Below are 25,006 nucleotides of genomic sequence, written 5' to 3'. Positions count from 1 at the left end.
AGCAGTGGCTGCCAAACCTTGGTTGTCATGAACCGTCAGTCTCTAGCCTAATAGCTTCGGCTATTTTTGAGACACGGGTTTCATATTTTGGAATGGTGTTTTGTGGTGGCCCTTGGTCTAGCCGCGCAGGGCCTTCTCGCTCATTGACCGAGGCCCACGAGAGAGCCCGATAGTGCCAGCACGAACAATCTCACGCACACCGAAGGGTTCTAACACTTCGAGCAGGGCGTTAATCTTATTGGCCGAGCCGGTGGCCTCGATAATGACGGACTCGGTAGAGACGTCTACAATCTTGGCGCGGAAGAGGTCGGCGGCCTGGGTGACCTGGATGCGGGCTGCCGCGTCCGCCTTGACCTTGATGAGAATGTGGTCTCGCTGGGCCGACTGTTCGTCGGGCAGTTCCACAATCTTGAGCACGTGGATCAGCTTGTTGAGCTGTTTGGTGACCTGCTCAAGCAGCACGCCCTCGGCGTCGACCACCACGGTGATGCGGGAGATACCGGGAACTTCGGTGGGGCCAACGGCTAGGGAATCAATGTTGAACATGCGGCGGGCAAAGAGACCTGAGACTCTGGCCAGCACGCCGGGCTTATCTTCTACAAGAACCGAGAGGGTGTGGCGGCTCATAGCATCTCCTCATCTTCGCCCCAGGAGGGTGAGATATCTTTAGCAATCTGAATCTGGTCGTTCGATACACCGGCGGGCACCATGGGCCAGACCAGGGCGTCGGGGCTGACGTTGAAGTCTACGACGACGGGGCGGTCGTTGATCGCCAGGGCCTGCTTGATGGTTTCTTCTACGTCTGCATCGCTCTCGCAGCGCAGGGCGGCGCAACCGTAGGCTTCAGCCAGTTTGACGAAGTCAGGCACGCGCTCGGTACCCATGCCGGTCTTGAGGTGGGTGTTGGAGTAGCGGCCATCGTAGAAGAGGTTCTGCCACTGGCGCACCATACCCAAGGACGAGTTGTTGATAATGGCAACCTTGATGGGGATGTTGTTCTGCACGCAGGTGGCCAGTTCCTGGTTGGTCATCTGGAAGCAGCCGTCACCGTCAATAGCCCACACAACCGAGTCGGGGAAGGCAACCTTGACGCCCATAGCGGCGGGGACGGAGAAGCCCATGGTACCCAGACCGGCTGAGTTAATGAAGTGGCGGGGGTTTTCACTCTGAATAAACTGGGCCGACCACATCTGGTGCTGTCCCACGCCGGTGACGTAGTAGGCATCGGGGCCGGTGAGCTCGCTCAGCTTTTGGATGACGTACTGGGGGGAGCCCAGGCCATCGTCAGTCTTGGTGTAGCCCAGGGGGTAGGTTTCCTTGAAGCGGTTGACCAGCGTCCACCAGTCCGAAAGGTCTGGAAGTTCAGAGGCGAACTCACCTTCGAGAATCTCGTTGAGTTCGGGCAGCACGTAGCGTAGGTCGCCCACGATGGGTACGTCGGCAATACGAATCTTTGAGATTTCTGCGGGGTCTACATCGACATGGATGACCTTAGCGTGCGGAGCGAATTCTGAGACGACGCCGGTGACGCGGTCGTCAAAACGGGCGCCCAGGGCAATGAGCAGGTCGGACTTCTGCATGGCGGTTACAGCAGGAACCGTGCCGTGCATGCCCGGCATACCCAGGTTCTGGGGGTCTGAGTCGGGGTAGGCGCCGCGGGCGGTCAGGGTGGTGACGACGGGGGCACCAGTGGTTTTAGCAAGCTTCAGCAGCTCGTCGGACGCTTCAGCGCGGACGACACCGCCGCCCACGTAGAGGACGGGGCGCCGGGACTCGGTAATAAGCTTGGCCGCTTCGCGAATCTGCTTGGAGTGGCCGCGGGTCACGGGGTTGTAGCCGCGGGGGTCGGTGTTAGCGGGCGGCCAGGAGAAGTCCATCATGCCCTGCTGGGCGTCCTTGGTGATGTCAACGAGGACGGGGCCGGGGCGACCGGTTGCGGCAATTTTGAAGGCGGTGGCGATGCAGCGGGGAATCTCCTGGGCATCGCGCACCATAAAGGAGTGCTTGGTGATGGGCATGGTCATACCCACGATGTCGGCTTCCTGGAAGGCGTCGGTGCCAATCACCTTTGAAGAGACCTGGCCGGTGATGCACACCAGAGGCACAGAATCCATATTGGCGTCTGCGATGGCGGTGAGCAGGTTGGTGGCGCCGGGGCCCGAGGTGGCGATAGCTACGCCGACCTTACCGCTGGCAATCGCGTAGCCTTCTGCTGCGTGCCCTGCCCCCTGTTCGTGGCGCACCAGAATGTGGTTGAGCTTTTCAGAGTCAAAGAGGGGGTCGTAGGTGGGCAGAATCGCGCCGCCGGGCAGGCCGAAGATATCGGTTACACCCAGTTCTTCGAGGGAGCGGACGATGGCTTGAGAGCCGGTCATGCGCTCTACCGGTGAGGTTTCTGAGCTGCTACGGTTGCCCAGGTTTTTAGCTAGATCTGCAGGGTTGATGGGATTTCCCGCTGTCATTGGTGATCCTCGCGATGGTCTGAAGATGATCTTGTGTGTGAGCGGTGGGTGCGCCCGTTGGGTGTAGGTAGTGCCGGGTTGCGGATAAACCTAGAAAAAAACCCTCCGCTTGGTTGAGCGAAGGGTGCGCACGCCGTAAGACACATCAAAGACTTATGCTGCGCACTCGTTCACGAGTCGCACCACAAGAATAATCTGTGACTGCTGGCGTGTTGTCATACCCTTTATTCTTGGTGCTCAAGGGCACACCGGTCAAACCGGTCTTAGAATGTGACACAACACTTTCACACATCAAGACACTACAAGGAAGCCTCTGCGCCCCACTCTCGGCGAGTCGACACAAACTTGCACATTGTCATTTAAAGACTTTTAGGCAATCAGCAGTACTTTTCTGGGCAAGATAACACTTATAGCACGTAGACTGATGACATGACTGAACCCCAGCTCACCAGTAGTGAAATCGCCAAGGCCCTGCATACTGTCTTCGATAGTCAGATTATTAACTATGGGGCCTACAACCTGGTTTTTGCTACAGGTTCATCTATCTACCGAAACCCCGATGTAGCATCCCGCCAGGAAGAGGGTCAAAGCCATTTCCTCATTGGCTACAGGGATACCCCACGAGAGGCCGTCATTGCCCCGCTCTCTCTACCCGAAGTTCGCGGTACCGGCACGCCCACCTCGATCGACAACACCAACGCCGCACGTACCTTCACTCTTTCAGAGTTTTCGTTTGGCCTAGAGTCCACAAACGGCACCTCATTTTCCCTCACCTTCGAGCCTCAGATGACTGTACAGACCTCAGAAGGTAGCGGCGTGCTCGACCAGGCACTTGATATCGAAGATTTCAAGCGTGTCATCATTGAGGCTTGGGAGCTCTAACCTTTCTCCCCATGGTGAAGCCCGCATACAAAAGACTGGGCATCGCCTGAAAAATAGACACAGACAAACCAGGATAAATAAAAAGAAGCCCGACCGGCTAGCCGGTCGGGCTTCTTACGCTGTGCGCCCCCTGGGACTCGAACCCAGAACCCATTGATTAAGAGTCAATTGCTCTGCCAATTGAGCTAGAGGCGCATATTTACTTGTCAGACCGAGAACCTGTCTCAGCAACGGGTTCTACTATACGCAGCTTTTTTGAGGCGCGCAAGCTGAAAAGGGTGTTTGTGAGCACCTTCATAAAAAGCGTATGTGTACAGCCCATACAGAAGGCCTCCCGCCCTATCAGCAGGAGGCCCAGAAGCACTATTTACGGTACTCAGCAATCATCTCTGGCGTAATAACGTCCATAACAGCGGTATTGACGCGCTCAACGATAGGCTCCGTGACATTAGCCTCGGGTACGTCGGCTTCTGCCGACGGAGCCTCTGCTAAAGATTTAGTGATAGCCCCAATCTGGGCGGTGTGCTCACCGGCAACATCATCGAGCACCTCGCTACCAGCATGGTGCTCGCTCAGGCCTTCAATAATATGAATGAGCATTTCGCGAAATTCAGGGTTTGAGAGCTCGCCGGCAGATCCAAGCTTGCGGTCAATGTTCTCTGCTTCGGCCAGCACGCGCCGCCCCTCTTCGGTGATACCTAGAAGGTAGCTGCGGCGGTCAATAGTGTTACGGGTGCGGAAAACATGCCCGTGCGCTTCGAGTCGCGCAAGGGTCTTGCCCATGGTCTGGGCCTGCACACCCACAAGGGAGGCAACTTTCACCTGTGAAATCATGCCTTCGCGGGCAATGACGCCAAGAGCTGTTACGCCAGCATGGGTAAGCCCAAGTGACTTCAGCTGATCATTCCAGCTGTATTCCAGCATGCGCGCTGCAGTTGAGAGGAGTCGATTAATCGACCAATTACGAATTTCTGGCATAGCACCATTATAAGCATACTCAGCACTTATATGCCTAGACATGACAGGTGCTTGACATAACCAACTGTACACTGAGTAATTGTTGAACAACCCTGTTTTTCCGCTAAAAATCAGGGTTCCTTGCCCCTGATAAGCTGGTAGCAAGGCCGCAGCCCGGTAGGCTGCACCCCTTTTCTGTTCACCATGTGAAAGGACGCCCGTGGAACGACTTACTCCGGGAACCCCCGCACCCCAGTTCACCCTGCCCGCTGCAGGAGGTGGCACCGTCTCCCTGGCCGACTACGCAGGGCAGAAGGTCATCGTCTACTTCTACCCCAAGGCATCTACCCCCGGCTGCACCACACAGGCCTGCGATTTTAGAGACAACCTGGCCTCGCTTACCTCGCACGGCTACGCCGTCCTGGGTATCTCGCCCGACAGCGTCAAGGCCCTCGATACTTTCACCGAGAACCAGGAGCTTACCTTCCCCCTGCTCTCCGATGAAGACCACGCGGTTGCGGAAGCCTACGGGGCCTGGGGCGAAAAGAAAAACTACGGCAAGACCTATGTGGGCCTGATCCGTTCCACCCTCGTCATCGACGAGAAGGGAATGATTGAGGTCGCCCAGTACAACGTCCGCGCTAAGGGCCATGTTGCCAAGCTCCGCCGAGACCTAGGTATCGACTCCTAGGGGCGGCCGCATTTAGCAAAACCTCTCAAGGTGTTGTAGCATAGACACTGTTGTGCTGACAGCACCGCATGCGCGAGTGGTGAAATTGGCAGACACGCAGGATTTAGGTTCCTGTGCCTTACGGCGTGAGGGTTCAAGTCCCTCCTCGCGCACACTGACGAAACACCCGTTCAGCCCGGTTTATCCACGGTTGGACGGGTTTTTTGATAGCTAAAACCTGACGGTAAGGTCTAGGTCAACGTGCCTCAGAACGAAGGGGATTCTCTTATGGCAGTATCAGCCCTGTCTCGCCGCACTCTGCTTCACTATGGTTCCATACTTACCGCTGGGCTAGCCCTTTCAGCCTGTTCGAGCCCGACTGAAGCCGACCCCGCAGCGTCCGCGTCCGCCACCGAGAGTGCAGGCCCCACCTTCCGTTTTGCCCAGGGCGCCCAGGTACTCACCCTTGACCCGGCAGCTACCTACCGGGTAGAAAGCCACCGCATCAGCGCCCAGATTCTAGAACCCCTGGTGCGGGCCGACGTCAACACCGGCGAGCCTGCCCCCTCTCTTGCCAAGAGCTGGGAGATTAGCGAGGATGGCCTCACCTACACCTTCACTCTGGTTGAGAACGCTACCTTTAGCGACGGTAGCCAGCTGACAGCGGATAGCGTCCTTGCCAACATCGAGCGCTGGTCTCGCCTGGGGAAGGCTCCGCTGACCCGAATGACCCAGCCCTTCCACCAGCTCTTTGGAACAGCCCAGGCAACCGATGGCAGCCAGCTAGGCTCCCTGGTCAGCAGCTGGTCAGCCCCCAGCGATACAAGCATTACCATTGTGCTAACCCGTCCCTCCCGCAGCTTCCTCAAGGCACTCACCCAGCCGGCCTACGGGCTGGTCTTACCCAGCACTATCGGGGCGGACGGCTACCTCACCGGCTCCCCCGTAGGCACCGGTGCCTTTACGCTGAGTTCCTGGGATGGCAGCACTGCCGTCCTCACCCGCAATAGCTCCTACCGGGGCCAGGCCCCCGACCTTGGCATCATCGAATTCCTCACTATCCCCGATGCCGAAAAGCGCTACTACAACCTGCTCGAAGGCAGCATCGATGCCTACGACCAGGTGGCCCTCAAGGACTACGTCCCCCTGGCCCTGGACGGGTATGCGGTGCAGTCCCGCGACCCCTACGCAATTGCCTATATCGGTATTAACCTCTCCCACCCGGCCTTCGACGACGCCCGGGTGCGCCAGGCCCTGGCCCGCGCCATCGACAGGGCCGCTATCGTCGAGGCCTACTACCCCCAGGGCACCAATACCGCGCCCGACTTCGTCCCCGCCCTCTTCCAGATGAAGAAAGAGGACATGGCGCAGGTCTATACCTATAACCTCACCCGCGCCCAGGAACTCCTGCGCGCCAGCACCTACGCCAACCAGGCCATTGATTTCTACTACCCGGTCAATCTCTCTCTGCCTTCCCTGCCCTCGCCCGAAGGTATCTACTCGCTGATTTCGGCAAACCTGGTTGAGGCAGGCTTCAACATCGTGCCCAAACCCTACCGCTGGTCAGACGCCGGCACCGAGGACGTACCTACCGCCCACCCCGACTACGGGCTCGAACTGACCGGCTTTATCGGGGCCTTCCGCGACCCCACCGCCTTTCTGGGGCATGTGCTCACCCCGGCGGCGTCCGCCCCCACCACCATCAGCCAAGCCAGCCCGAGCGCCAGTGCCAGCGCCAGCCCCTCCCCCACCTCCACGGCAGCAGCCAACGAACCGACCAAGGCTACTGCCAGCTACGCCAGTATCCGCCAGGCTATCGACGAAGCCGATACCCATACCGATATCGCCGAATGGCGGGAAGCCTACAAGGACATCAATAACCAGGTAGCCAACCTACTTTCAGCCATCCCTCTGGCCTACCCTGTCTCGGGCGTCACCCAGGGCCAGCGGGTGCGCACCTACACGGTGAGCGCCACCTGCATCGACGATTTCTCTACCGTGCACATCGACGACTAAACCCCTACCTGGTACCCGCAAAAGAGCGTCAAAGAACTGCGCGTGTTAGGTAGGTCGCCCTATCTGTACTACGCTAAAGATGAGAACGGGGCCGAGCGGCTCCACCCCAGCCGGTGTCCAGCGTCGGGCACCACAGTCTTAGAGTGACGGAGTGTCAATCACGTGGCAAACGAAGTACAGACCGATGTCGTCCTAGTGGGCGGCGGTATTATGAGCGCAACCCTGGGCGTCCTACTCAAGGAAGTAGAGCCCACCTGGAATATCACCCTGCTGGAGCGTCTGGATCAGGTAGCCCAGGAGTCATCTAACCCCTGGAACAATGCTGGTACCGGCCACTCAGCGCTCTGCGAACTCAACTACGCCCCGGCAGGCCCCGACGGCACCGTAGACCCGGCTAAGGCACTGGGTATTAACGAGCAGTTCCAGGTTTCCCGCCAGCTCTGGGCCTCCCTGGTTGAAGAGGGCAAGATCAAGGACGCCAGCTTCATCAACCCCGTACCCCACATGTCCCTGGTCTTCGGTGAAGACCATGTGCGCTACCTGGGCAAGCGTTTTGAGGCCTTCGAGAACCAGAAGCTCTTTGAGCGCATGAAGTTCTCAACCGATTTTGACCAGATTCGCCAGTGGGCTCCCCTGGCCGTTGAGGGCCGCGACCCCAACCAGAAGATTGCCGCCACCTGGTCACCCGAGGGCACCGACGTAGACTTCGGCAACCTCACCCAGCAGATGGTGGACTACCTGGTAGAGCAGGGCGTCACCGTCCAGTACGGCCAGCAGGTCACCAACCTCGAGCAGCAGAGTGACGGCAGCTGGCTGGTCAAGGTCAAGAACCGCCTGAACTCCGAGCACAGCCAGACCATTCGTGCCAAGTTTGTCTTCCTGGGTGCCGGTGGCGGTGCCCTCAACCTGCTGCAGAAGTCAGGTATTAAGGAAGGCAAGGGCTTCGGCGGCTTCCCCGTCTCGGGCCTCTTCTTCCGCAACACCAACGAAGAAACCGCTCTCAAGCACAATGCCAAGGTCTACGGTCAGGCTTCGGTGGGTGCCCCGCCCATGTCTGTGCCCCACCTCGACACCCGCTACGTGAACGGCAAACGCTCCCTGCTCTTTGGCCCCTACGCTGGCTTTAAGACCAACTTCCTCAAGCAGGGCTCCCTGCTCGACCTGCCCCTCTCCCTGCGTCCGGACAACCTGGTCCCCATGATTCGCGCAGGCCTGGACAACGTAGATCTCACCAAATACCTCATCGGTGAACTTCTCAAGAACCGCGACGAGCGTGTAGCTTCTCTGCGTGAGTACTACCCCACCGCGGTAGCGGATGAGTGGGAGCTCATCACCGCCGGTCAGCGCGTACAGGTTATTAAGAAGGACGCCAAGAAGGGCGGCGTGCTGCAGTTCGGCACCGAACTCATCGCTTCGGGCGACGGATCTATCGCGGCCCTGCTCGGCGCCTCCCCCGGCGCCTCAACTGCCGCCCCCATTATGCTGACCCTGCTGGCCCGTTGCTTCCCCTCCAAGATGAACCAGTGGGAGCCTCGCATCAAGGAACTGGTACCCGGCTACGGCATCAAGCTCAACGACAACCACGACCTGGCTGACGAGCTCTTTGCCCACACCGCCAAGGTGCTGGGTATCGATAACTAGCCCACCGGCGTCCGCCCACTACCGTGTGGGCTACCCTGTCTCATAGCTGCCCCGGCATCATGCGCCGGGGCAGCTACTGTTTTATCACGAAGCAGACGCTCAGCCAGCTCAAAGGTTTATCATGCTACTGATAAGATGTTTACTGATTAAATCACCGCATGCCCAAAGGACGACACTATGGCTCTCAAAGAACAAACCATTAGCCGGGCGGTTACAGAGGAGGCCCACAAAGAGGCTCCCAAGCCCGCCAAGCTCTCAGATATGAGCGGCTCTAGCTGGAAGTACATCTTCAAGCGCGCCCTGAGCGAATTCACCAACGACGGCTGCACCGATCTGGCCGCCGCCCTGACCTACTTCACGGTGCTCTCTATCTTCCCAGGCCTACTGGCTGTGGTCTCCCTGCTGGGTGTCTTTGGGCAGGGCCAGCAGACCACCAACGCGATTCTCAACTTCCTTGAAGACTACGCCCCGGCTGAAATGCTGACCCTGCTGGAAGAGCCCATCACCCAGCTCACCAGCTCAAACGCCGCAGGTCTGGCCCTGGTCACCGGTGTGGTCGGCGCCCTCTGGACTGCCTCAGGCTATATCGGCGCCTTTGGCCGTGCCATGAACAAGATCTACGGTGTAGTAGAGGGTCGCCCCATCTGGAAGCTGCGCCCCTTCAACCTGCTGGTCACCGCTGCCATGGTACTGATTGTTGTTGCCATGATGCTGGTACTGCTGTCCTCCGAGGACGTGCTGACCACCCTGCAGAACGCCGTGCCCGCTATCGAACTCGGCGGCTTCATCGGCGTATGGATGTGGCTGCGCTACCCCATCATGCTGGTTCTGGCCGTTGTGCTCATTAGCCTGCTCTACTTCGCCACCCCCAACGTCAAGCAGCCCAAGTTCCGCTTCCTCACCCCCGGCGCCGCTATTGCCCTGGTCGTGATGGCTATTGCTGCTCTGGGCTTCACCTTCTACGTCTCCAACTTCGGCTCCTACAATGCCACTTACGGCCTGATCGGTGGCGTTATCGTGATGCTGCTGTTCATCTGGATCATGAACAATGTGCTGCTGCTCGGCGCCCAGATTGACGCTGAGATTCAGCGCGGTCGCGAGCTGCAGGCAGGCATCAAGGCCGAGGACGAGCTTCAGCTGCCCCCTCGCGATGACACCATGGCGATCAAACAGCAGGAGAAGAAGGAAAACCTCATCGAAGAGGGCCGCAAGATTCGCCTGGCCCATAACGGTGTTGATTTCCAGCAGATGGCCGAGAAGCAGGAGAAGAAGGACTCCGAGTAGGCCCTATGTGCGAGCCCTGTCTTTCGGTCGAGATTTACTGTGCCCCCGTTGCTGGGGCGGACGCTCCGCCCCGGCTTCTTGAGGGCCAGCAGGTGGTGGCGGTGCACGGTTTTGCCGCCACCCCCGAGGTGACCTGGGAACGGACCGGTTGGGTTCGGCAGTTCCAGCGAGCAGGGGCAGATGTCCATCTGGTCACCTTGCCCTACCACCGGCTCGAAGAAGCAGGGCACGAAGGGGCAGAAAGGTCTGGCGGGCAGATAGCCGTCACCTGGCAGCAAGAAGGGCTCATGGCCTCCCTGGGCACAGCCCTTGCCCGGGCTCTGGCAGATGTAGATACACCGGTTCATCTGCTGGGCTATTCCCTGGGCGCCCGCATCTGCTGGCAGGTAGCGCTCAGCTCCCCGCACCTGGTGCAGAGCCTGACGCTCGGAGGCCTGCCCCTAGCAACCCACCTCGACGAGGTGCAGTCTTATCTGTCGGAGTCTCCCTCCACCCCCGGCACCTCCCTACCAGAGGGACTCCAGGCCGTCCTCGATGCCAGCCCCCTGCCCCGCGCTGCGCTGGCCGCTTTTACAGCCCAGCCAGTTGAGCCTTTCATACCGAACAAACTACCTATCTGCCCCACCCTCCTCTTTGCCGGCAGCGACGATACCCTAGCCACCGGGCTCCCTGCCCTTGCCGCGGCCCTGCCGCACCCGGCGTCCGCCCATCTGGAGCTAGCTGGCCGCGACCATATTAGTGCCCTGACCAGCGGGCAAGCCCGCCGGGCGTCCGCTGACTTCATGGCCCGTCATGCGGTCTCACGAGCTGGCAGCGAGCCGGACCACACGGTAGCGTAGAGGGTAGTAGCAGGTAGCTACCTGCCGATATTTTTTCCCCTCCCGCTATCGAAGGAGCCCCATGCACAAGGTCAAGGCCGTCGTCTCTCTGGCCAAGGATCAGCCCGTTGAAGTTGTTACCATCGATGTGCCCAACCCCATCAAGGGCGAGGCCCTGGTCAAGGTGCTCACCTGCGGTGTCTGCCAGACCGACCACCACTACGTCCAGGGCGGGGTCGGCAACGACTACCCCTACCTGCTGGGCCACGAGTCAGCCGGCATCGTCGAGGCGGTAGGCGAGGGCGTCACCAACGTTGCCCCCGGCGACCTGGTCATTCTCAACTGGCGAGCTGTCTGCGGCGAGTGCCGAGCCTGTAAGAAGGGCAAGCCCCAGTACTGCTTCGCCACCCACAATGCCACCCAGAAGATGACCCTGGAAGATGGCACCGAGCTCTCCCCCGCCCTTGGTATCGGCTCCTTTGCCGAGAAGACCCTGGTAGCAGCCGGCCAGTGCACCAAGATTGATGCTGAGCTGACCGAAGACCAGTACGCCGCTATCGGTCTGCTGGGCTGCGGCGTCACCGCCGGTCTGGGTGCTGTGCTCAACACCGGTGAAGTAGCCCGCGGCGAGTCCGTTGCCGTCATCGGCTGTGGCGGTGTAGGTACCGCCGCTGTTGCCGGCGCAAAGCTGGGCGGGGCAACCACCATCATCGCCGTTGATATCGACGACGAAAAGCTGGCCCGAGCCAAGGAGCACGGCGCCACCCACGTCATCAACTCTAAAAACCAGGACCCGGTAGCCGCTATCAAGGAGCTCACCGACGGCTTCGGTGCCGACCTGGTCATTGACGCTGTGGGCGTTGAAGCCACCTTCAAGCAGGCCTTCGAGGCCCGCGACCTGGCCGGACGCGTCGTCCTGGTAGGCGTGCCCGCCCCCGGCACCACCTGGCAGGCTCCCCTCGATGAGGTCTTCGGGCGCGGCGGCTCCATCAAGTCAGCCTGGTACGGCGATACCCTGCCCTCCCGCGACTTCCCCATGTTCGTGCAGCACTACCAGCTGGGCAACCTCGACCTGGACGGCTTCGTCTCAGAACGCATCAGCCTTGACCAGGTCAACGAGGCTTTCGAAACCATGAAGACCGGCAAGGTTCTACGCTCGGTCGTTGAGCTCTAGGAGTTATCACCATGACAGAACGCATTGAACGAGTTGTCACCTCCGGCACCTTCTCCCTGGACGGGGGAACCTGGGAGGTCGATAACAATGTCTGGATTATCGGCAACGACACTTCCGTGGTCATCATCGACCCCGCCCACGACGTCGATAAGATTTCAGCCAAGGTTGCAGGGCGCACCGTCGAGAAAATCCTGCTGACCCACGCCCACGACGACCACATCCGCTCAGCCAAGGAAGCCGCCGACCGCTTCGAGGCCCCGGTCTACCTCAACCCGGCAGACCGTCCGCTCTGGGAGATGGTCTACCCCTCCTGGGACTTCGACCAAGACCTGGCAGAGGGCGATACCATTACCATCGGCTCCACCGAGCTGAACGTCCTGGCAACCCCGGGCCACTCCCCCGGCTCCGTCTGCTTCTACGCCCCCACCCTCTCCTGGGAGAACTCAGAGGGCGTGCTCTTCTCGGGCGACACCCTCTTCAACGGAGGGCCCGGCGCCACCGGCCGCTCCTTCTCCAGCTTCGAAACCATCATCGAGTCAATCTCAACCAAGCTCTTGACCCTGCCCGAATCCACCGCTGTGCTCACCGGCCACGGGGACTCCACCGGCATCGGCCTAGAAGCCCCCGAACTCGAAAACTGGATCAAGCGCGGCCACTAGCCGCGCGGGCGTCCGCTCCCTCAACCTATACCAAGGGGCCCTACCGTCAGCTGACGGTAGGGCCCCTTGTGCTTGGAGTGATGAGAGGACGCGCTAGGGCAGCAGGGCTAGGCGCTCCTCGTAGGTGCGACGCCACAAGAACCCGTAGAGATGTCCCAGGCAGAAGTAGATCGCAGCGGCGATGAGAGGAATAATCAGGGCCACCTGGTAGCTGTAGGAGCCGCTCAAATCGGCGGCCCATACGAACCCCACCGCAATACCGCCCAAGGAACAGGCCTGCAGGGTAGAAAGAGCCAGGTCCAGGTTTTTACGCACCGAGAGGCTGGTGGCCACCGAGTCCATGGTGACCAGGCAAATGCCGTAGGCAAGACCCACGCTGATCAGAGGAATCACCATACCCATAGCAGAGGTGGGCAGAGACAGGGTCATGGCGGTGAGGGTCAGGCACACCCCGCTCACCAGCCAGGCCCCCCACCCGAACATGGGCAGGCGTTCAAAGAGCACAAACAGGGCAGAGATAACCGCGCACAGACCCAGCAGGGCGATCAGGAAACCGGTGACGCCTATCTGGTCGGTTGAAATGGCGTAGGCCACGATAGCTGCCTGGGTAGCGCCCAGGGATAGGCCCAAGCAGATGGTGCCTAGCTGGGGTATCCAGAGCAGGGAGCGGCTTACACCCCGCAGGGGCTTGCGGCGGTTGCCCCCGCTGACATCTCGGGTCTCAACCGGCAGGTTTTCCGGGCGCCACAGTAGCATGAGCAGGCCCAGCACATCGAGCACAATCACCGCGAAGAGGGCCGACTGGGCCGTCAAAAAGACCGTGGTCATACCGGCAATAACGGCACCGGCCGGTAGGGCGATGACGTCGAACATGGTTTCAAGCGAAATGGACGCGTTGAGCTTACGGCGGTCCTTGGTGGTGAGGTACTCGGCGCTCCAGTAGCTTCGCATCACTGCCCCCAGCGGCACGGTTGTCACTCCCGTCACCGCGCAGGCTGCGAGGAACCGGCCAATAGACCCGCTACTGGTCTCAGCAAAGTGCAGGGACTCCAGCATCAGCCACATCAGGGCCAGAATATTGAGCACTGTAACGGCAAAGAATATTCTTCGCTGGCCCCAGCGCTCAGAAATCGACCGATAGACCGGCACCATGAGAGCCGCACTCAGTCCCACCGTACCGGCGGCGTACCCGCCGAGGGTGGCCTCATTATTCTGCACGGCCAGCATCATCATCACCGCCAGCATCACCATAGCCGCGGGCAGGCGCATGAGCAGGGAGAAGAAGAGGAAGCGCCGGCCGTGGGCCAGCAGCAGGTCGCGAATACGGGTGCGGGCATACTCGGTTGAAATGCGCAGGCGAGTGACGCTCTCTCGCAGGTTATTCCGCAGGTCGGAGCCACTGGGCCACTGGCGGTCGCGCCGGTAGCCCAGCCCCGTGCGGGGAGAAGAGCTACGATTCTTGGGGTTACGGTGGGGGCTCACGCTGCTCCTGCATCTGCGACCAGGGATGAGCCCTGGGGCGAGCTTGTAAGGACGATGTGCTTGTTAATGCGGTTCTTCATCTCGGCCACATGCGAGATAAGGCCGATGACCCGCCCGCGCTCGCGCAGGGAGTCGATGGTGGTCATAACCTCTTCGAGGGTCTCATCATCGAGAGAGCCAAAGCCTTCGTCAACGAAGAGGGTGTCGATGTCGATACCGCCGTTGGCCTGCTGCACGACGTCGGCAAGACCCAGTGCCAGGGCCAGGGAGGCCATGAAGGTTTCGCCTCCCGAGAGGCTTTCCGGGCGGCGGCTGGCGTTGTGCCAGGCATCGAAGATGTCGATGGCCAGGCCGGATTTCTTGTTGCGCCCCTCTGCCCGGTCTGTATGTTCCAGGCGGTAGCGACCGTGGGTCATTTTTTCGAGGTGCTCGCTGGCTGCCTCGGCGACCTCAGCGAGCTGGTAGGCCAGCACGTAGGACGTCAGCGTCATGTGCAGGCGGTTATCGCTGCCGGGGGCTGCTGTGGCGGTCGCTGCGAGTTCATGTTTGAGGTGGGCGTCCTCCAGTAGCAGGCGGCTCTTTTCTAGGGTCGCTTCGAGCAGGCTCAGCACCTCGTGCAGCTCCTCGCGGGCACCGGTCAGGCGGGTGGCATGGCTAATGTAGCTATCGCGCTGGGCGCTGAGCTGGGCGATTGCTGCCTTGAGCTGGGCTAGTTGTTCGGGGGCAGGGGGTTGGCCGCCGTTCGCCTGGAGCTGGGCGATAGCTGCCAGGGCGGGGCTAGTGAGCTGGGCTGTGACTGCCAGGGTGCGATCGCGGTGGGTGGTGATCTGCTGCTCTAGCTGGCTGGCCTGGGCCTTGGTGAGTAGCTGGGCTTTTACCTGCTGGGCGTCCTTGAGCTGGGCTTCTTGTAGGGCGATTCTCAGTTCTTCCTGGGCGGACGCCTGGGCTTGGGCCTGCCGCTCCCGATCGGCGTAGGCGGCGAGCAAGGTGGGCAGCTGTCTGGCTAGCCGGTTAAGGGTGGCGATACGGTCAGCTAGGCCTGGGCCCTGTCGGTGGGGGGCCAGCTCGGCTTCAAGACTTTCTCGCTGGCCGGTGAGCTGCTGCAGTTTGGCTTCTTCGCTCGTGTGCTGGCGTTCGGCTTCGGCCAGGTCTGCCCGGCTGGTCTCAAGGGTTTCTTCGGCGGTTGCGATGCGCTGAGCCAGGGCCTTGCGGTGGGCTACCTCAGCCTGGGCCTGGTTGAGGTTCTCCTGGGCAGAGGTCAGGGCTGCCCGGGCTTCTTCGGGTTCGGGGGTGCCCTGCTCTACCAACTGGTCGAGGGTGCTCTGGGCTGCGCTCAGGGCGGCGAGCGCCTGCTGGGCTTCTGCTTCTGCTGCGTCACGCTGGTGCTTGGCGCGGGTGAGGGCTTCTTCGGTGACGGGTGGGGTGTTTTGGTCGTAGCTGGCGGGGGCGGGGTGGTCTGTGGAGCCACAGACGCTACAGGGTTGGCCGTCGGTGAGGGTTTCGGCCAGGATCTGGGCGGCGGCGTCAAAGCGCTGGCGCTGCAGGGTTTCGGCCTGGGCGGACGACTTTCGTCGGCTTTCTTCGGCTACTTGGGAGGCCCGCTGGGCGGCTTCTAGACTGGTGCGGGCCTGGGTCATGCGGTCGGCGGCGGTGACCCGGTCGCGGGCCTGGGCCAGCAGGGCGCGGGCGGCTTCTTCGCGGGCGGTAGCCTGCTCGGTTTTCTCGTAGTCCTGGCGCTGCTGGGTGAGGCTCTGCTGGGCTTCTGCCAGGGCCTGGGTGAGCTGGGTGCGGCGGACGATCAGGCCCTTGAGGTTGCTGGTACTGGCCTGTGCCTGAGCGGCCAGGTTGGCGATGTCTTTTTCTGCCTGCTGGTAGCGGGTGAGCTGGTCAATGTGGGCGCTGGCGAGTTCGCTCAGCTGCTGACTGGCCGCGTCGGTGAGGGTGGTTTCGAGTGCGGCCTGGGCTTGCGTGAGTAGGTCGTATTCGAGGGCGGTTTCGGTGAGGTTTTCCCGGGCGGACGCCAGGAGCCTGCGGGTGCTGCCCAGGTGGGTTTCTGCCCGCTCTGCTGCCTGCTGATAGGCGGTTGCTGCCTGTTCGGCCGCTGTTACCCGAGGCAGAATCTCGGCAGCTACCCGGTGCTCTTCGAGGCGGGTGCGACTGGTAGCTATCTGGCTCTCTTCATTTGCCAGGGTTTCCTGTTCCTGGGTGAGCTTGAGGAAGGTCGCCCAGTCTTTTTGCAGCTGGGCGGTTTCGGTGTGCTCGTTTGCCAGTGTTTCGAGCTCGTGGGCGGTTTTGTCCCGCCGCTCTTCTAGATTCTGAATGAGATCTGCTAGCTGGCTGAGTAGCTGGCGCAGGTGTTCGGGTAGGTCCGCTACGGAGCTAGGCCCGGTGTCTTCGGGAGCGGAAGAGCTTTCGGTGCTTCCGTTTACCTCTTGCCCCAGGGCCCGTTGGGCCTGGTCGGCCCGGGCTGCCTGCTCGGCACGTTCTGCCCGCTGCTCTAGCACCCGCAGATCCTGCTGGGCTGCCTCGGCTGCCGCGGCGGCGTCCTTGGCGTATCTGTGGAGCAGATCCTGTACCTTCTCGAAGTCCTCGGTGCCAAAGAGTTGCTTGAGCAGCTGCTCCCGCTCCCCGGAGGTAGCGACCAGGAAACGCTGGAACTGCCCCTGGGGCAGCAGCATGACCTGGTTAAACTGTTGGGCGTTGAGGCCCAGTACAGAGAGCATGAAATCACCGGCGTCTTTGTGGCGGGTGATGGCCGGGTCTGGTTCCCAGCTGCCGGTGGCGGTATCAAACTTCTCAATCAGGGTTTTGGCCTGCTCGGTGGTAGTGCCCTCACCGCGTTTCTTGGGGCGCTCATAGGCCGGGCTACGGTCGATCCGGTAGCGGTCGGTGCCGATGGTGCAGTCCAGCAGCACCCGGGGCTGCACATGGGGGTCAGCGAAACGGGATTTCAGGTCGGTGCGCCCCGATGAGGTGGAGCCGTAAAGGGCGTAGCAGATGGCATCGAGAATAGATGACTTGCCCGAACCGGTAGGGCCGTTGAGCAGGAAGATGCCCTCTCGGTTGAGGTCGTCAAAGTCGATGGTGACGGTTCCCGGGAAGGGGCCGTAGGCGGTCAGTTCTAGTCGGTGAATTCGCATTTAGTCGCTCGCTCCCCTGGTGCGGGCCTGGTCTAGGACGTCGGTGAGATAGGTGGCTTCAGCCTCGTTGAGGGCACGACCGCGCACGTGCTCGTAGAAGGACTCGCAGATAGCCTGAACGCTCTGGCTCTCGCGGGTGCGGCGGTAGCTGTGCTCTGGGCGACTTTCGGCGCCTTCGGGGGCGAAGAAAAGTTCCTGGACGTGCTCGTAGTGGGCTTTGAGCCTATCGAGGGCAGCGGCTGGGCGCTCAGCGTCGGTCAGGGTAATACTGACAAAAGCCCGGCCGTAGGCCGCCACGGTGCTTTCGGCAAGCACCTCGTCGAGAGTACCTTTGAGGGTTTTGAGCACAAGGTGGGTCTGCCAGGTATGTTCGTTCACCTCAATAGCGCCGTCAGGGGCTACATCGATGATCCAGGCCCCCTTACGGTGGTTTTGCTCGCTGAAAGAATAGGCCAACAGAGAGCCGGAATACCTGACGGTATCGGCAACCTTCTGCCGCCCGTGCAGATGCCCCAGGGCTGTATAGCTGGCAGCGGCAAAAGTGCTCACCGGCACCTGCTGTACCCCGCCTACCGAAATATCGCGTTCTGACTCTGAAGGCTCTGAACCCGTGGCAAAGCAGTGGGCAAGAACCACCGTGGCGGCAACCTGGCGGGTGGCGGCGTCCTCTTCTACCCTCCTCATAGCTTCAGCCAGCACGCTCGCGTGGCTGGCCTCGGTGCCCCAGCGGGCAGCAATCGGGCGCGGCTCTAGGTAGGGTATGCCGTAAAAGGCCACCTCAACGCCCCCGGCGGACAGCAGGACGGGCTGGCCCACCTGGGTTTGCGAGGTCACCAGGTGCACACCCGCAACACTCAGCAAAGAAGAGCCAAAGCCCAGGCGAATAGCCGAGTCATGATTACCACTAGTTGCTACCACCTGCGCCCCGGCCTGCACCAGGCGGGTCAGGGTACGGTCAAAAAGTTGCACGGTCTCGGTGCGGGGCTGGGCCTGATCATAGACGTCCCCGCTGATCAGCACCACGTCAATACCCTGTTCCTGAACCAGGTTCACCAGCTCATCGAGCAGCTGCTCGGCATAGGAGTGCAGGGAGGTACCGTGAAAGGTGCGGCCCAGGTGCCAGTCTGAGGTGTGCAAGATACGCATACCACCAGTTTAGTGGTCCCGCTCTTACCCCGCTTTAGAATAGGGAGCATGACTTCTGTTTTTCCTGCCCCCGATGCCCTCTCCCCCGCCTACCGGTCGGCCCTGCGCGGCTCCCTACTGGGTACCGCCCTGGGGGATGCTCTGGGCTACCCCCTAGAGACCAGCACCGTAGAACAGATTGCCGAGCACTGGGGTGGGCATACAGGAACTGACCTTATCGCGGCTATCGCCCGGGAACCCCTGCTCGTTTCAGACGACACCCAGCTCACCCTGGCAACCCTCGACGGGCTCACTGAGGTGCTGGAATGGAACAACGAGGGCCAGGCAGCCGATGAGCTGGCCTGCATCTGGCTAGCCTACCTGCGCTGGTACACCGGCACCGGCCACCCGGCACCCGAGACCGCCCCCTACTCTCTTCCCCGCCCCCTCGATGCGCTCCAGGTAATGCGCCAGCAGCGGGGCCCGGGCAAGGCAACCCTGGCAGCCCTTGCCACGGGGGAAATGCAGTTTATCTCTAAAAACATCAACCCGCAGGCCCTGGGTACCGGGGCGCTCATGCGCTCTGCCCCCTTCGGTTACCTGCCGGTGGCCGATGACGCTACCGTCATCAAGCTATCCGCCCATGCCGCGGCCCTCACCCACGGCCACCCCGAGGCCATCATCTCGGCAAGCGCCTATGCCCTGCTAACTCGCTACCTGCTGGGTAGCGCCAGCCAGAGTGCCGCGCAGGCTCCCCGCCCCGATGTGCTTGAAGCCTGCACCCAGCAGGTGCTGAACTGGCTGGGCACAGTGGAGCAAAGCCAGGCCCTACCCGGCGATACCGCACTCACCCGCACGGCGCTGGGCACCGCCGTCCGCCTGGCTCAGCAAGAGGCGCAGGTGGCGGACGCCCGCCCCCACTTCGGCGAACTCCTGGTAGCCCCCGATGTGCTCGGCTACGCCCTCTTCCTAGCCCTGCGGGCAGAGGCGGACGTCGCTGCGGAGAAGCTGAACCAGCAGCAGGCAGTGAGGGAGACCCTGGGCGCGGCAATTGCAGTCACCGGCGATTCAGATTCAATCGGGGCTCTGGTCGGCTCCCTGCTCGGAGCGCTCTGGGGCGACACTGCGTTCCCGGCAGACCTCGCCCCTGCTACCGACGCCGCAGAAGCCCTGAACCTGGTTGAGGTAGCCTGGTTCAAGCAGCTTGGGGTGTAGGTAAGGGCAGGCAGGCTCGCAGCGAAACTGCTGGCTGCGGGGCTGGCGTGAATCGCTTGTGAGCGCTAGCGAACCAGCGAGAGGGTCGGCAGTGAGCGTGAGCCTGCCTGCCCTTCTTTCGCTAGGGTTCCTAAGCTGCAAGCACCTCGGTGCGGTGGTCCAGGTACCATTCGTCAGCGCGTTCCACGGCCAGGCGTTGGATAGCTCCGCCCATGCCATTGCGCATGGTGTAGGCCAGGGACTGCAGCGGTAGCAGGCGGGCCACTATTTTGGCGCGTTCCAGCTGGGTTTCATCGAGCGCTTTAGAGAGGGAATCCCAGCCGTAGAAGTTACCCAGGGCTGCGTGGTCAACGGCCGCGTCCCCTACAGAGGCGTGGTCCCAGTCGATAACGCCGACCAGTTTGTCGCCGTTCCAGAGAATATTGTGGCCGGCTAGGTCGCCGTGGACGAGAACCGGTGAGGCAGGTTCCAGGGCCAGTACCCGGTCTATGGCTGCGTGGGCTACCTTCTGGGCGCCGGTGAGCAGCTGAGGTACGACCTGCTCGCGCAAGAGTACCTCCCAGTTATCGCGTCCGCCCCAGTGCTCGTGCACCATGTCGAGGTAGGGCCCGTAGCCGCTGAAATCTACCGAGTGGATAGCTTTGACCAGGGTGGCAAGCTGCTTGGGCGGGGCCGATCCCTGCAGGCGAGGCTCCCCCTTAATCCAGGTTAGCCCTACAGCGGTGAAGCCGTTCCGGGTGATAACCCGGGTGATGGGTCGGGGTACCGCAAAGGGAAGGTCCTGGGGTAGCCGCCGCAGAATCTCGGTGCGGCGGGCTACCAGATGCCCGGTCTGCTGGGTTTTGGCGATACGCACACTCAGCTCCGCCCCCATGTTGACGATGATGTGGGCAGAGCCGGTGGTCCGGACGTCCCAGCGGTCGCGGGGAATGTTCAAACCGGCTTGCTCCATCACCGCCGTGACCACGGGAAGAGCCTTCATCTGTTCAATGAGTGTAAGGTGCGCTGCCATAGGGTACCTCGTACAGGGATTGTTACTGGGCCAGGGCGGCCTGTAGGTGGGGAAGAAGCTTGGCTAGAGCCTGGCTCCGGTGGCTGATGGCATTCTTGACATCGGCAGGCACCTGGGCGCAGGAGAGGCCAGCGTATTCGCCGGTGAAACCGTCGGCTGCCAGGATCGGGTCATAGCCGAACCCGCCCTCACCGCGGGGCTCGCGCAGCAGGGTTCCGGCAAGCTCCCCCTCTTCCACGGCCTCTACACCTTCGGGGGTAACCATCGAGGCGGCGCAGACGAAGCGGGCGCGGCGGTGTTCATCGGCGATGTCTGAAAGCTGCGCTAGGAGCAGGTTGAGGTTAGCTTCATCGTCTCCGTGCCGGCCGGCCCAGCGGGCGCTGAAAATACCGGGGGCACCGCCCAGCACGTCGACCGACAGGCCAGAGTCGTCGGCAATGGCAATCAGGCCGGTAGCCGCAGCTACCGCGCGGGCCTTCAAGAGGGAGTTCTGGGCAAAAGTAACGCCGTCTTCAACCACGTCGGGGGCACCTGCTGCACCGGCGTCGATCACCTCGGTGTCAACGTCCAGCCCCTCGATAGCGCCGCGCAGCATCTCGCGGAACTCGCGCAGCTTCCCCTGGTTGTGGGTGGCAAGAACGATTTTGGCGGGCATTAGTCCTCCAGGGCTTCGCGCTGGATCTGGGCTAGCTGCGCGGTGCCGTGCAGGGCCAAGTCGAGCAGGGAGTTCAGTTCGTCGCGGTCGAAGGGAGCGCCCTCTGCGGTTCCCTGAACCTCAACGAACTTGCCTTCGCCGGTGACGACCACGTTCATATCGGTCTCGGCGCGCACATCTTCTTCGTAGGGCAGATCAAGCATGGGAACGCCGTCGATGATGCCCACAGAAATTGCGGCAACAGAGCCGGTGAGGGGCTTAGCCTTGGCCGGGATAATGCCCTGGGTCTGGGCCCACTTGATGGCGTCGGCCAGGGCAATGTAGGCGCCGGTGATAGCGGCGGTGCGGGTGCCGCCGTCCGCCTGGAGCACATCGCAGTCGAGCACGATGGTGTTCTCGCCCAGCTCAGCGGTGTCGATGACGGCGCGCAGGGAGCGGCCAATCAGTCGAGAAATTTCGTGGGTGCGGCCGCCAATCTTGCCCTTGACCGACTCACGGGAGTTACGGGTGTTGGTGGCGCGCGGTAGCATGGCGTATTCTGCGGTGACCCAGCCGGTGCCCTGGCCCTTGAGCCAGCGGGGCACGCCCTCGGTCAGTGAGGCGGTGCAGAGCACCCGGGTGTTGCCGAATTCAATCAGGGCCGAGCCTTCGGCGTTCTTTGACCAGCCGCGGGTGACGGTGATGGGGCGGAGCTGGTCGGGAGTGCGGCCGTCGCCGCGTAGGGTGGGTGCTGCCATGTTTTCTGTCATGGTTTCAGCCTAGCGTCTGTTGCCCGGGGCGCACAAAAACACGGGCGCTTTTCTGCACCCGTGTTGTCTGCGTTGGCTACTTGTGGGCAGGGGCGGTAACTAGCTCCCCTGGTGGCGGCTAATGACGTTCAGGGTGGTGGTCTGCGGGTTGCTGGCATATTCCTCGGGGCTACGGCGGGGGTTGACCCGGTAGGTTGCCGAGGCCTCAGCCACCGATATCGGCCCGTCAAAAACGCTCTTGGCTTCGGCCAGGGCAATAGCGGGGTCGTTCCAGATGGGCAGGTGGGTGAGCAGTAGATTGCGGACGCCTGCCTCGGCTGCCGCTTCACCGGCACGTTTGCCGGTCAGGTGGATGCCGCGCAGGGCGTCATCACGGCCCTCCTGGTAGGCCGCTTCGCAGAGGAAGAGGTCGGCGCCGCGGGCAGCTTCAATCAGGCCGATGCAGGAGTCGGTGTCACCCGAGTAGGTCAGCACGGTCTTACCTTCACTGGTTTCGCACTCGATGCGTAGGGCGTAGGGCTCTTTGGTGGGGTGGACGACCACGTGCGGGGTCACCGTGAAGGGGCCAATTTTGACTTCGGCGTGGTTATTCCATTCGTGGAACTCGAACTCGGTGTGCATGCCCGGTTCCAGAGGTAGACCGTGGGTGTTGACCAGGTACTGGTGGATATCGCTGGGGCCGTAGAGGGGGATGGGTCCCTTAGACCAGCCATTGGGATTCCATTTGACCGCCACGTGTAGGCCAGAAAGGTCGATGCAGTGGTCGGGGTGCAGATGGGAAATAAGTATGGCGTCGATATCTTCGAGGTTGATGTGGGACTGAAGGGTTCCCAGGGCTCCGTTGCCCATATCAACGATGATGCGCCAGGTCTTGCCCAGGTCGTCAATGGTTGAGACCATGTAGCAGCTGGCCGCTGCGTTGGGTCCGGGGAAGGAACCTGTACAGCCTATGACCGTCAATCGCATGAGTGGTCTTCCTTCTTCTGTGTGTCTGTGCTTAGGGGGTATCTGTGGTGATGGTGATGCGTGGGGTGGTTGCTTCTGGAGCGAGGAGGTGGGGAGGAAGGACGGCTAGGGAGCCGGTGGGGAATCGTTCTGCCACCGAGTTGGTGTGGCGCACTTTGGCAACTTCAGGCCCCAGGAAACGGCGAGCCAGGTGCTCGAAGGTTTCGGTTTCGCCGGTGGCGAGGAATTCGTGGGAGGGGGGCAGGGCTGCGGGGCGTTCTAAGCCGGCTCGCAGTAGGGCCTTATAGACGTCCTTGGCTGACTCTTCTGAGGACGACACGAGGGTAACGTCGTCGCCCATAATGTAGGAGATGACACCGGTAAGCAGGGGGTAGTGGGTGCAGCCCAACACCAGGGTATCGACCCCGGCGGCCTTGAGCGAAGCCAGGTATTCTTCGGCGGTCTGGAGCAGTTCGGGGCCGCTAGTGATGCCCTTTTCCACGAACTCCACGAAGCGAGGGCAGGCCACAGAGTAGATTTCGAGGTCACTCATGACCGAGAAGGTGTCCTCATAGGCGCGGGAGGTCACGGTAGCTTCGGTGGCGATGACGCCAATCTTGCGATTGCGGGTTGCCGCCACCGCTCTGCGGGCGGCAGGCTGGATGACCTCAACCACCTGAATACCGTACTTGCGGGTGTAGCGTTCACGGGCGTCCCTCAGCACAGCAGCCGAAGCTGTGTTGCAGGCAATCACCAGGAGCTTGACCCCGGAGTCCACCAGCTCGTCCATAATGCGCAGGGCGTGGGCTCGCACCTGGGCGATGGTCAGGGGGCCGTAGGGGCCGTGGGCGGTGTCGCCGACGTAAATCACCGACTCGTGCGGTAGCTGGTCCATGATGGCGCGGGCAACGGTCAAGCCGCCCACTCCCGAATCGAATACGCCAATGGGGGCACTTGCGGTGGGTTCGGCAAGCACCTGACTACCCCAGGGGGTTACGAGTTTCGGGTTGGTTTCGCTCATTACACACCTGACATTAGCTAAAGGTTGAAGAAAACTGTAGGGCGCCCATCGTAGCGACCGGCTTTTGAGTGGACTATCACGCCCCGGCGCCCGCGCGGGGCGTCATAATCGGTCACGAAAGATGATTTACGGTGCGGACGGCCCCGCCCCGGCCTCGTCCAGGCCCAGCAGGAGGCTCTGCATGAGGCTTTCTTGCAGCCAGGTGACGAAGTTGTAGAGCAGGGCCATGTAGTCTTCGGTGCTCTCTACGCTGCCCCAGTCGGTGTGTTCGCCGATGCGGTCGGCGTCCTCAGCGCTGTTAATCCCTAAACGGGTGCCCAGGGTTAGACGCACGTCGTTGAGGGCAGCGGCCCAGCTATTGGCCCGCTCGGTATCTAGCCGCACAACCCCGGACTGCAGGTCCATGGATGCCTGGGTGAGGTGTTCGATTTTGGCCCGGCGTAGGGAAAGGTCGGTGAAGCGGCGGTATTCGTCGGCAACTTCCGGGTCGTCGCTCGCCACCGGCAGCATGCGGGCAACAGCGGGGTCACTGGGCACACTGGCGGTCTCAGAGATACCCACCAGGGCCGCCAGGGGGTCGGCGTTGGGGTCTTCTTCCGGCTCCAGTGCCAGGGCGACGTCCTCAAACAGGCGGGTAAGCACCTGTACCTCTTCAGGGGTGAAGCGGGCGGTAATGCCACGGGAGGTTGGGGTAAAAGGTTCAGCCATAAGACTATGCACCTGCCTGCTCGATGGTTGCCCACAGTCCCCAGGTGTGCAGGGCGGTGGTGTGCCGTTCGGCCTCTTCTTTGGAGCCACTAAAGACAGTGGCCTTACCTTCGGTGTGTACCTGCATCATGAGCTGATGGGCTTTTTCCGTGCTGTAGCCAAACTGGGTGCGCAGCACATAGGTCACGAAGCTCATCAGGTTAACCGGGTCGTCCCAGACAATGACCGCCCAGGGCAGGTTGAGCTGGGTGCTCTCGTCTAGGGCTAGATCAAGCTCAAGATCTGCCAGGGTGTCGGTGGCTGAGGCAGCCGAAGGCATAGGGTGTACTCCTTAGGTCATTTGTACCTTATCTATCATAGGGCTCTTCTTTCGCTGCACCCTAGCTCGTTC

Annotated in this window: 22 protein-coding genes and 2 tRNA genes; 10 read left to right on the top strand and 14 right to left on the bottom strand. The window is 61.6% G+C overall.

Annotated elements, in window-relative coordinates:
- Window positions 1-117: 117 nt before the first annotated feature.
- Together ilvN and L7A20_RS09445 are read right to left on the bottom strand one after the other, a co-directional pair.
- Window positions 118-627: an acetolactate synthase small subunit gene (ilvN, locus tag L7A20_RS09450; RefSeq protein ID WP_185174490.1), complete on the bottom strand. Its 510-nt coding sequence runs from the start codon at window positions 625-627 to the stop codon at window positions 118-120.
- A complete protein-coding gene (locus L7A20_RS09445; protein ID WP_272879225.1) occupies window positions 624-2,462 on the bottom strand; it encodes an acetolactate synthase large subunit in 1,839 nt (612 codons plus the stop codon). The genes ilvN and L7A20_RS09445 overlap by 4 nt, the downstream gene beginning before the upstream one ends.
- 429 nt (window positions 2,463-2,891) lie before the next feature.
- Between L7A20_RS09445 and L7A20_RS09440 the strand changes: the two genes are divergently transcribed.
- Window positions 2,892-3,344 carry a hypothetical protein gene (locus tag L7A20_RS09440; protein ID WP_237185900.1) on the top strand — a complete coding sequence of 151 codons (453 nt, stop codon included), beginning with the start codon at window positions 2,892-2,894 and terminating at the stop codon, window positions 3,342-3,344.
- A 122-nt stretch (window positions 3,345-3,466) separates the two neighbouring features.
- Here the strand turns inward: L7A20_RS09440 and L7A20_RS09435 are convergent.
- A tRNA-Lys gene (locus L7A20_RS09435) sits at window positions 3,467-3,539 on the bottom strand.
- A gap of 168 nt (window positions 3,540-3,707) precedes the next feature.
- Window positions 3,708-4,322 carry a MarR family winged helix-turn-helix transcriptional regulator gene (locus L7A20_RS09430; protein WP_237198552.1) on the bottom strand — a complete coding sequence of 205 codons (615 nt, stop codon included), beginning with the start codon at window positions 4,320-4,322 and terminating at the stop codon, window positions 3,708-3,710.
- Between the two features lie 199 nt (window positions 4,323-4,521).
- Here L7A20_RS09430 and bcp point away from each other — a divergent pair, with 199 nt between their 5' ends.
- The 8 genes from bcp (at window position 4,522) to L7A20_RS09390 (ending at window position 12,563) form a co-directional block, all read left to right on the top strand.
- A complete protein-coding gene (gene bcp / locus L7A20_RS09425) occupies window positions 4,522-4,992 on the top strand; it encodes a thioredoxin-dependent thiol peroxidase (protein ID WP_237206371.1) in 471 nt (156 codons plus the stop codon).
- A gap of 70 nt (window positions 4,993-5,062) precedes the next feature.
- A tRNA-Leu gene (locus L7A20_RS09420) sits at window positions 5,063-5,144 on the top strand.
- Window positions 5,145-5,259: 115 nt separating this feature from the next.
- On the top strand, window positions 5,260-6,987 hold the full coding sequence (locus tag L7A20_RS09415; RefSeq protein WP_237223228.1) for an ABC transporter substrate-binding protein: 1,728 nt from the start codon (window positions 5,260-5,262) through the stop codon (window positions 6,985-6,987).
- A gap of 162 nt (window positions 6,988-7,149) precedes the next feature.
- The gene (locus L7A20_RS09410) at window positions 7,150-8,628 is read left to right on the top strand and encodes a malate:quinone oxidoreductase (RefSeq protein WP_272879224.1); all 1,479 of its coding nucleotides are present in this window, start codon (window positions 7,150-7,152) and stop codon (window positions 8,626-8,628) included.
- 177 nt (window positions 8,629-8,805) lie between these two features.
- Window positions 8,806-9,912: a YihY/virulence factor BrkB family protein gene (locus L7A20_RS09405; protein WP_237223225.1), complete on the top strand. Its 1,107-nt coding sequence runs from the start codon at window positions 8,806-8,808 to the stop codon at window positions 9,910-9,912.
- 5 nt (window positions 9,913-9,917) lie between these two features.
- Window positions 9,918-10,751 carry an alpha/beta fold hydrolase gene (locus L7A20_RS09400; protein ID WP_237223223.1) on the top strand — a complete coding sequence of 278 codons (834 nt, stop codon included), beginning with the start codon at window positions 9,918-9,920 and terminating at the stop codon, window positions 10,749-10,751.
- 61 nt (window positions 10,752-10,812) lie between these two features.
- On the top strand, window positions 10,813-11,904 hold the full coding sequence (locus L7A20_RS09395; RefSeq protein WP_237223222.1) for an S-(hydroxymethyl)mycothiol dehydrogenase: 1,092 nt from the start codon (window positions 10,813-10,815) through the stop codon (window positions 11,902-11,904).
- 11 nt (window positions 11,905-11,915) lie between these two features.
- The gene (locus L7A20_RS09390; RefSeq protein ID WP_237223220.1) at window positions 11,916-12,563 is read left to right on the top strand and encodes an MBL fold metallo-hydrolase; all 648 of its coding nucleotides are present in this window, start codon (window positions 11,916-11,918) and stop codon (window positions 12,561-12,563) included.
- A 93-nt stretch (window positions 12,564-12,656) separates the two neighbouring features.
- Here the strand turns inward: L7A20_RS09390 and L7A20_RS09385 are convergent, their stop codons facing one another.
- From L7A20_RS09385 to L7A20_RS09375, 3 genes are read right to left on the bottom strand one after another with little or no spacing between them, the layout of a single operon-like run.
- Window positions 12,657-14,045: an MFS transporter gene (locus L7A20_RS09385; RefSeq protein ID WP_237223218.1), complete on the bottom strand. Its 1,389-nt coding sequence runs from the start codon at window positions 14,043-14,045 to the stop codon at window positions 12,657-12,659.
- On the bottom strand, window positions 14,042-17,185 hold the full coding sequence (locus tag L7A20_RS09380) for an AAA family ATPase (RefSeq protein ID WP_237223217.1): 3,144 nt from the start codon (window positions 17,183-17,185) through the stop codon (window positions 14,042-14,044). Before L7A20_RS09380 ends, L7A20_RS09385 begins: the two co-directional genes overlap by 4 nt.
- Complete coding sequence (locus L7A20_RS09375) at window positions 17,186-18,331, bottom strand: exonuclease SbcCD subunit D (protein ID WP_237223215.1); 1,146 nt, start codon at window positions 18,329-18,331, stop codon at window positions 17,186-17,188.
- Between the two features lie 48 nt (window positions 18,332-18,379).
- On the opposite strand from L7A20_RS09375, the gene L7A20_RS09370 reads away from it, so the two are divergent.
- Window positions 18,380-19,525: an ADP-ribosylglycohydrolase family protein gene (locus L7A20_RS09370; RefSeq protein ID WP_237223213.1), complete on the top strand. Its 1,146-nt coding sequence runs from the start codon at window positions 18,380-18,382 to the stop codon at window positions 19,523-19,525.
- 130 nt (window positions 19,526-19,655) lie between these two features.
- On the opposite strand, the gene L7A20_RS09365 is transcribed toward L7A20_RS09370, so the two are convergent.
- From L7A20_RS09365 to clpS, 7 genes are all read right to left on the bottom strand, one after another.
- Window positions 19,656-20,537 carry a phosphotransferase gene (locus L7A20_RS09365; protein ID WP_237223211.1) on the bottom strand — a complete coding sequence of 294 codons (882 nt, stop codon included), beginning with the start codon at window positions 20,535-20,537 and terminating at the stop codon, window positions 19,656-19,658.
- Between the two features lie 22 nt (window positions 20,538-20,559).
- Window positions 20,560-21,192 (bottom strand): RdgB/HAM1 family non-canonical purine NTP pyrophosphatase, encoded by a 633-nt coding sequence (gene rdgB, locus L7A20_RS09360; RefSeq protein ID WP_237223209.1) that lies wholly within the window; start codon window positions 21,190-21,192, stop codon window positions 20,560-20,562.
- Entirely contained in the window at window positions 21,192-21,929 is a 738-nt protein-coding gene (gene rph, locus L7A20_RS09355; RefSeq protein WP_237223207.1) for a ribonuclease PH, read from the bottom strand. The genes rdgB and rph overlap by 1 nt, the downstream gene beginning before the upstream one ends.
- A 111-nt stretch (window positions 21,930-22,040) precedes the next feature.
- Window positions 22,041-22,907: an MBL fold metallo-hydrolase gene (locus L7A20_RS09350; RefSeq protein ID WP_237223205.1), complete on the bottom strand. Its 867-nt coding sequence runs from the start codon at window positions 22,905-22,907 to the stop codon at window positions 22,041-22,043.
- A gap of 31 nt (window positions 22,908-22,938) precedes the next feature.
- Window positions 22,939-23,907, bottom strand: a complete 969-nt coding sequence (gene murI / locus L7A20_RS09345; RefSeq protein ID WP_237223203.1) for a glutamate racemase — start codon at window positions 23,905-23,907, stop codon at window positions 22,939-22,941.
- 126 nt (window positions 23,908-24,033) lie between these two features.
- Entirely contained in the window at window positions 24,034-24,615 is a 582-nt protein-coding gene (locus L7A20_RS09340) for a DUF2017 domain-containing protein (protein WP_237223201.1), read from the bottom strand.
- 4 nt (window positions 24,616-24,619) lie between these two features.
- Complete coding sequence (gene clpS, locus L7A20_RS09335; RefSeq protein WP_135013391.1) at window positions 24,620-24,934, bottom strand: ATP-dependent Clp protease adapter ClpS; 315 nt, start codon at window positions 24,932-24,934, stop codon at window positions 24,620-24,622.
- Window positions 24,935-25,006 lie beyond the last annotated feature (72 nt).

This window comes from Rothia nasimurium, from assembly GCF_928381415.1.
GTDB classification, from domain to species: Bacteria; Actinomycetota; Actinomycetes; order Actinomycetales; family Micrococcaceae; genus Rothia; species Rothia nasimurium_H.
This window is presented reverse-complemented; position numbering and strand designations above follow the sequence as displayed.

What these genes read in the sequence shown, in the direction of transcription:
- ilvN (WP_185174490.1), bottom strand. Translation starts at nt 627, where the DNA reads ATGAGCCGCCACACCCTCTCGGTTCTTGTAGAAGATAAGCCCGGCGTG.
- L7A20_RS09445 (WP_272879225.1), bottom strand. Translation starts at nt 2,462, where the DNA reads ATGACAGCGGGAAATCCCATCAACCCTGCAGATCTAGCTAAAAACCTG.
- L7A20_RS09440 (WP_237185900.1), top strand. Translation starts at nt 2,892, where the DNA reads ATGACTGAACCCCAGCTCACCAGTAGTGAAATCGCCAAGGCCCTGCAT.
- L7A20_RS09430 (WP_237198552.1), bottom strand. Translation starts at nt 4,322, where the DNA reads ATGCCAGAAATTCGTAATTGGTCGATTAATCGACTCCTCTCAACTGCA.
- L7A20_RS09415 (WP_237223228.1), top strand. Translation starts at nt 5,260, where the DNA reads ATGGCAGTATCAGCCCTGTCTCGCCGCACTCTGCTTCACTATGGTTCC.
- L7A20_RS09405 (WP_237223225.1), top strand. Translation starts at nt 8,806, where the DNA reads ATGGCTCTCAAAGAACAAACCATTAGCCGGGCGGTTACAGAGGAGGCC.
- L7A20_RS09400 (WP_237223223.1), top strand. Translation starts at nt 9,918, where the DNA reads ATGTGCGAGCCCTGTCTTTCGGTCGAGATTTACTGTGCCCCCGTTGCT.
- L7A20_RS09395 (WP_237223222.1), top strand. Translation starts at nt 10,813, where the DNA reads ATGCACAAGGTCAAGGCCGTCGTCTCTCTGGCCAAGGATCAGCCCGTT.
- L7A20_RS09390 (WP_237223220.1), top strand. Translation starts at nt 11,916, where the DNA reads ATGACAGAACGCATTGAACGAGTTGTCACCTCCGGCACCTTCTCCCTG.
- L7A20_RS09380 (WP_237223217.1), bottom strand. Translation starts at nt 17,185, where the DNA reads ATGCGAATTCACCGACTAGAACTGACCGCCTACGGCCCCTTCCCGGGA.
- L7A20_RS09375 (WP_237223215.1), bottom strand. Translation starts at nt 18,331, where the DNA reads ATGCGTATCTTGCACACCTCAGACTGGCACCTGGGCCGCACCTTTCAC.
- L7A20_RS09370 (WP_237223213.1), top strand. Translation starts at nt 18,380, where the DNA reads ATGACTTCTGTTTTTCCTGCCCCCGATGCCCTCTCCCCCGCCTACCGG.
- L7A20_RS09365 (WP_237223211.1), bottom strand. Translation starts at nt 20,537, where the DNA reads ATGGCAGCGCACCTTACACTCATTGAACAGATGAAGGCTCTTCCCGTG.
- rdgB (WP_237223209.1), bottom strand. Translation starts at nt 21,192, where the DNA reads ATGCCCGCCAAAATCGTTCTTGCCACCCACAACCAGGGGAAGCTGCGC.
- rph (WP_237223207.1), bottom strand. Translation starts at nt 21,929, where the DNA reads ATGGCAGCACCCACCCTACGCGGCGACGGCCGCACTCCCGACCAGCTC.
- L7A20_RS09350 (WP_237223205.1), bottom strand. Translation starts at nt 22,907, where the DNA reads ATGCGATTGACGGTCATAGGCTGTACAGGTTCCTTCCCCGGACCCAAC.
- murI (WP_237223203.1), bottom strand. Translation starts at nt 23,907, where the DNA reads ATGAGCGAAACCAACCCGAAACTCGTAACCCCCTGGGGTAGTCAGGTG.
- L7A20_RS09340 (WP_237223201.1), bottom strand. Translation starts at nt 24,615, where the DNA reads ATGGCTGAACCTTTTACCCCAACCTCCCGTGGCATTACCGCCCGCTTC.
- clpS (WP_135013391.1), bottom strand. Translation starts at nt 24,934, where the DNA reads ATGCCTTCGGCTGCCTCAGCCACCGACACCCTGGCAGATCTTGAGCTT.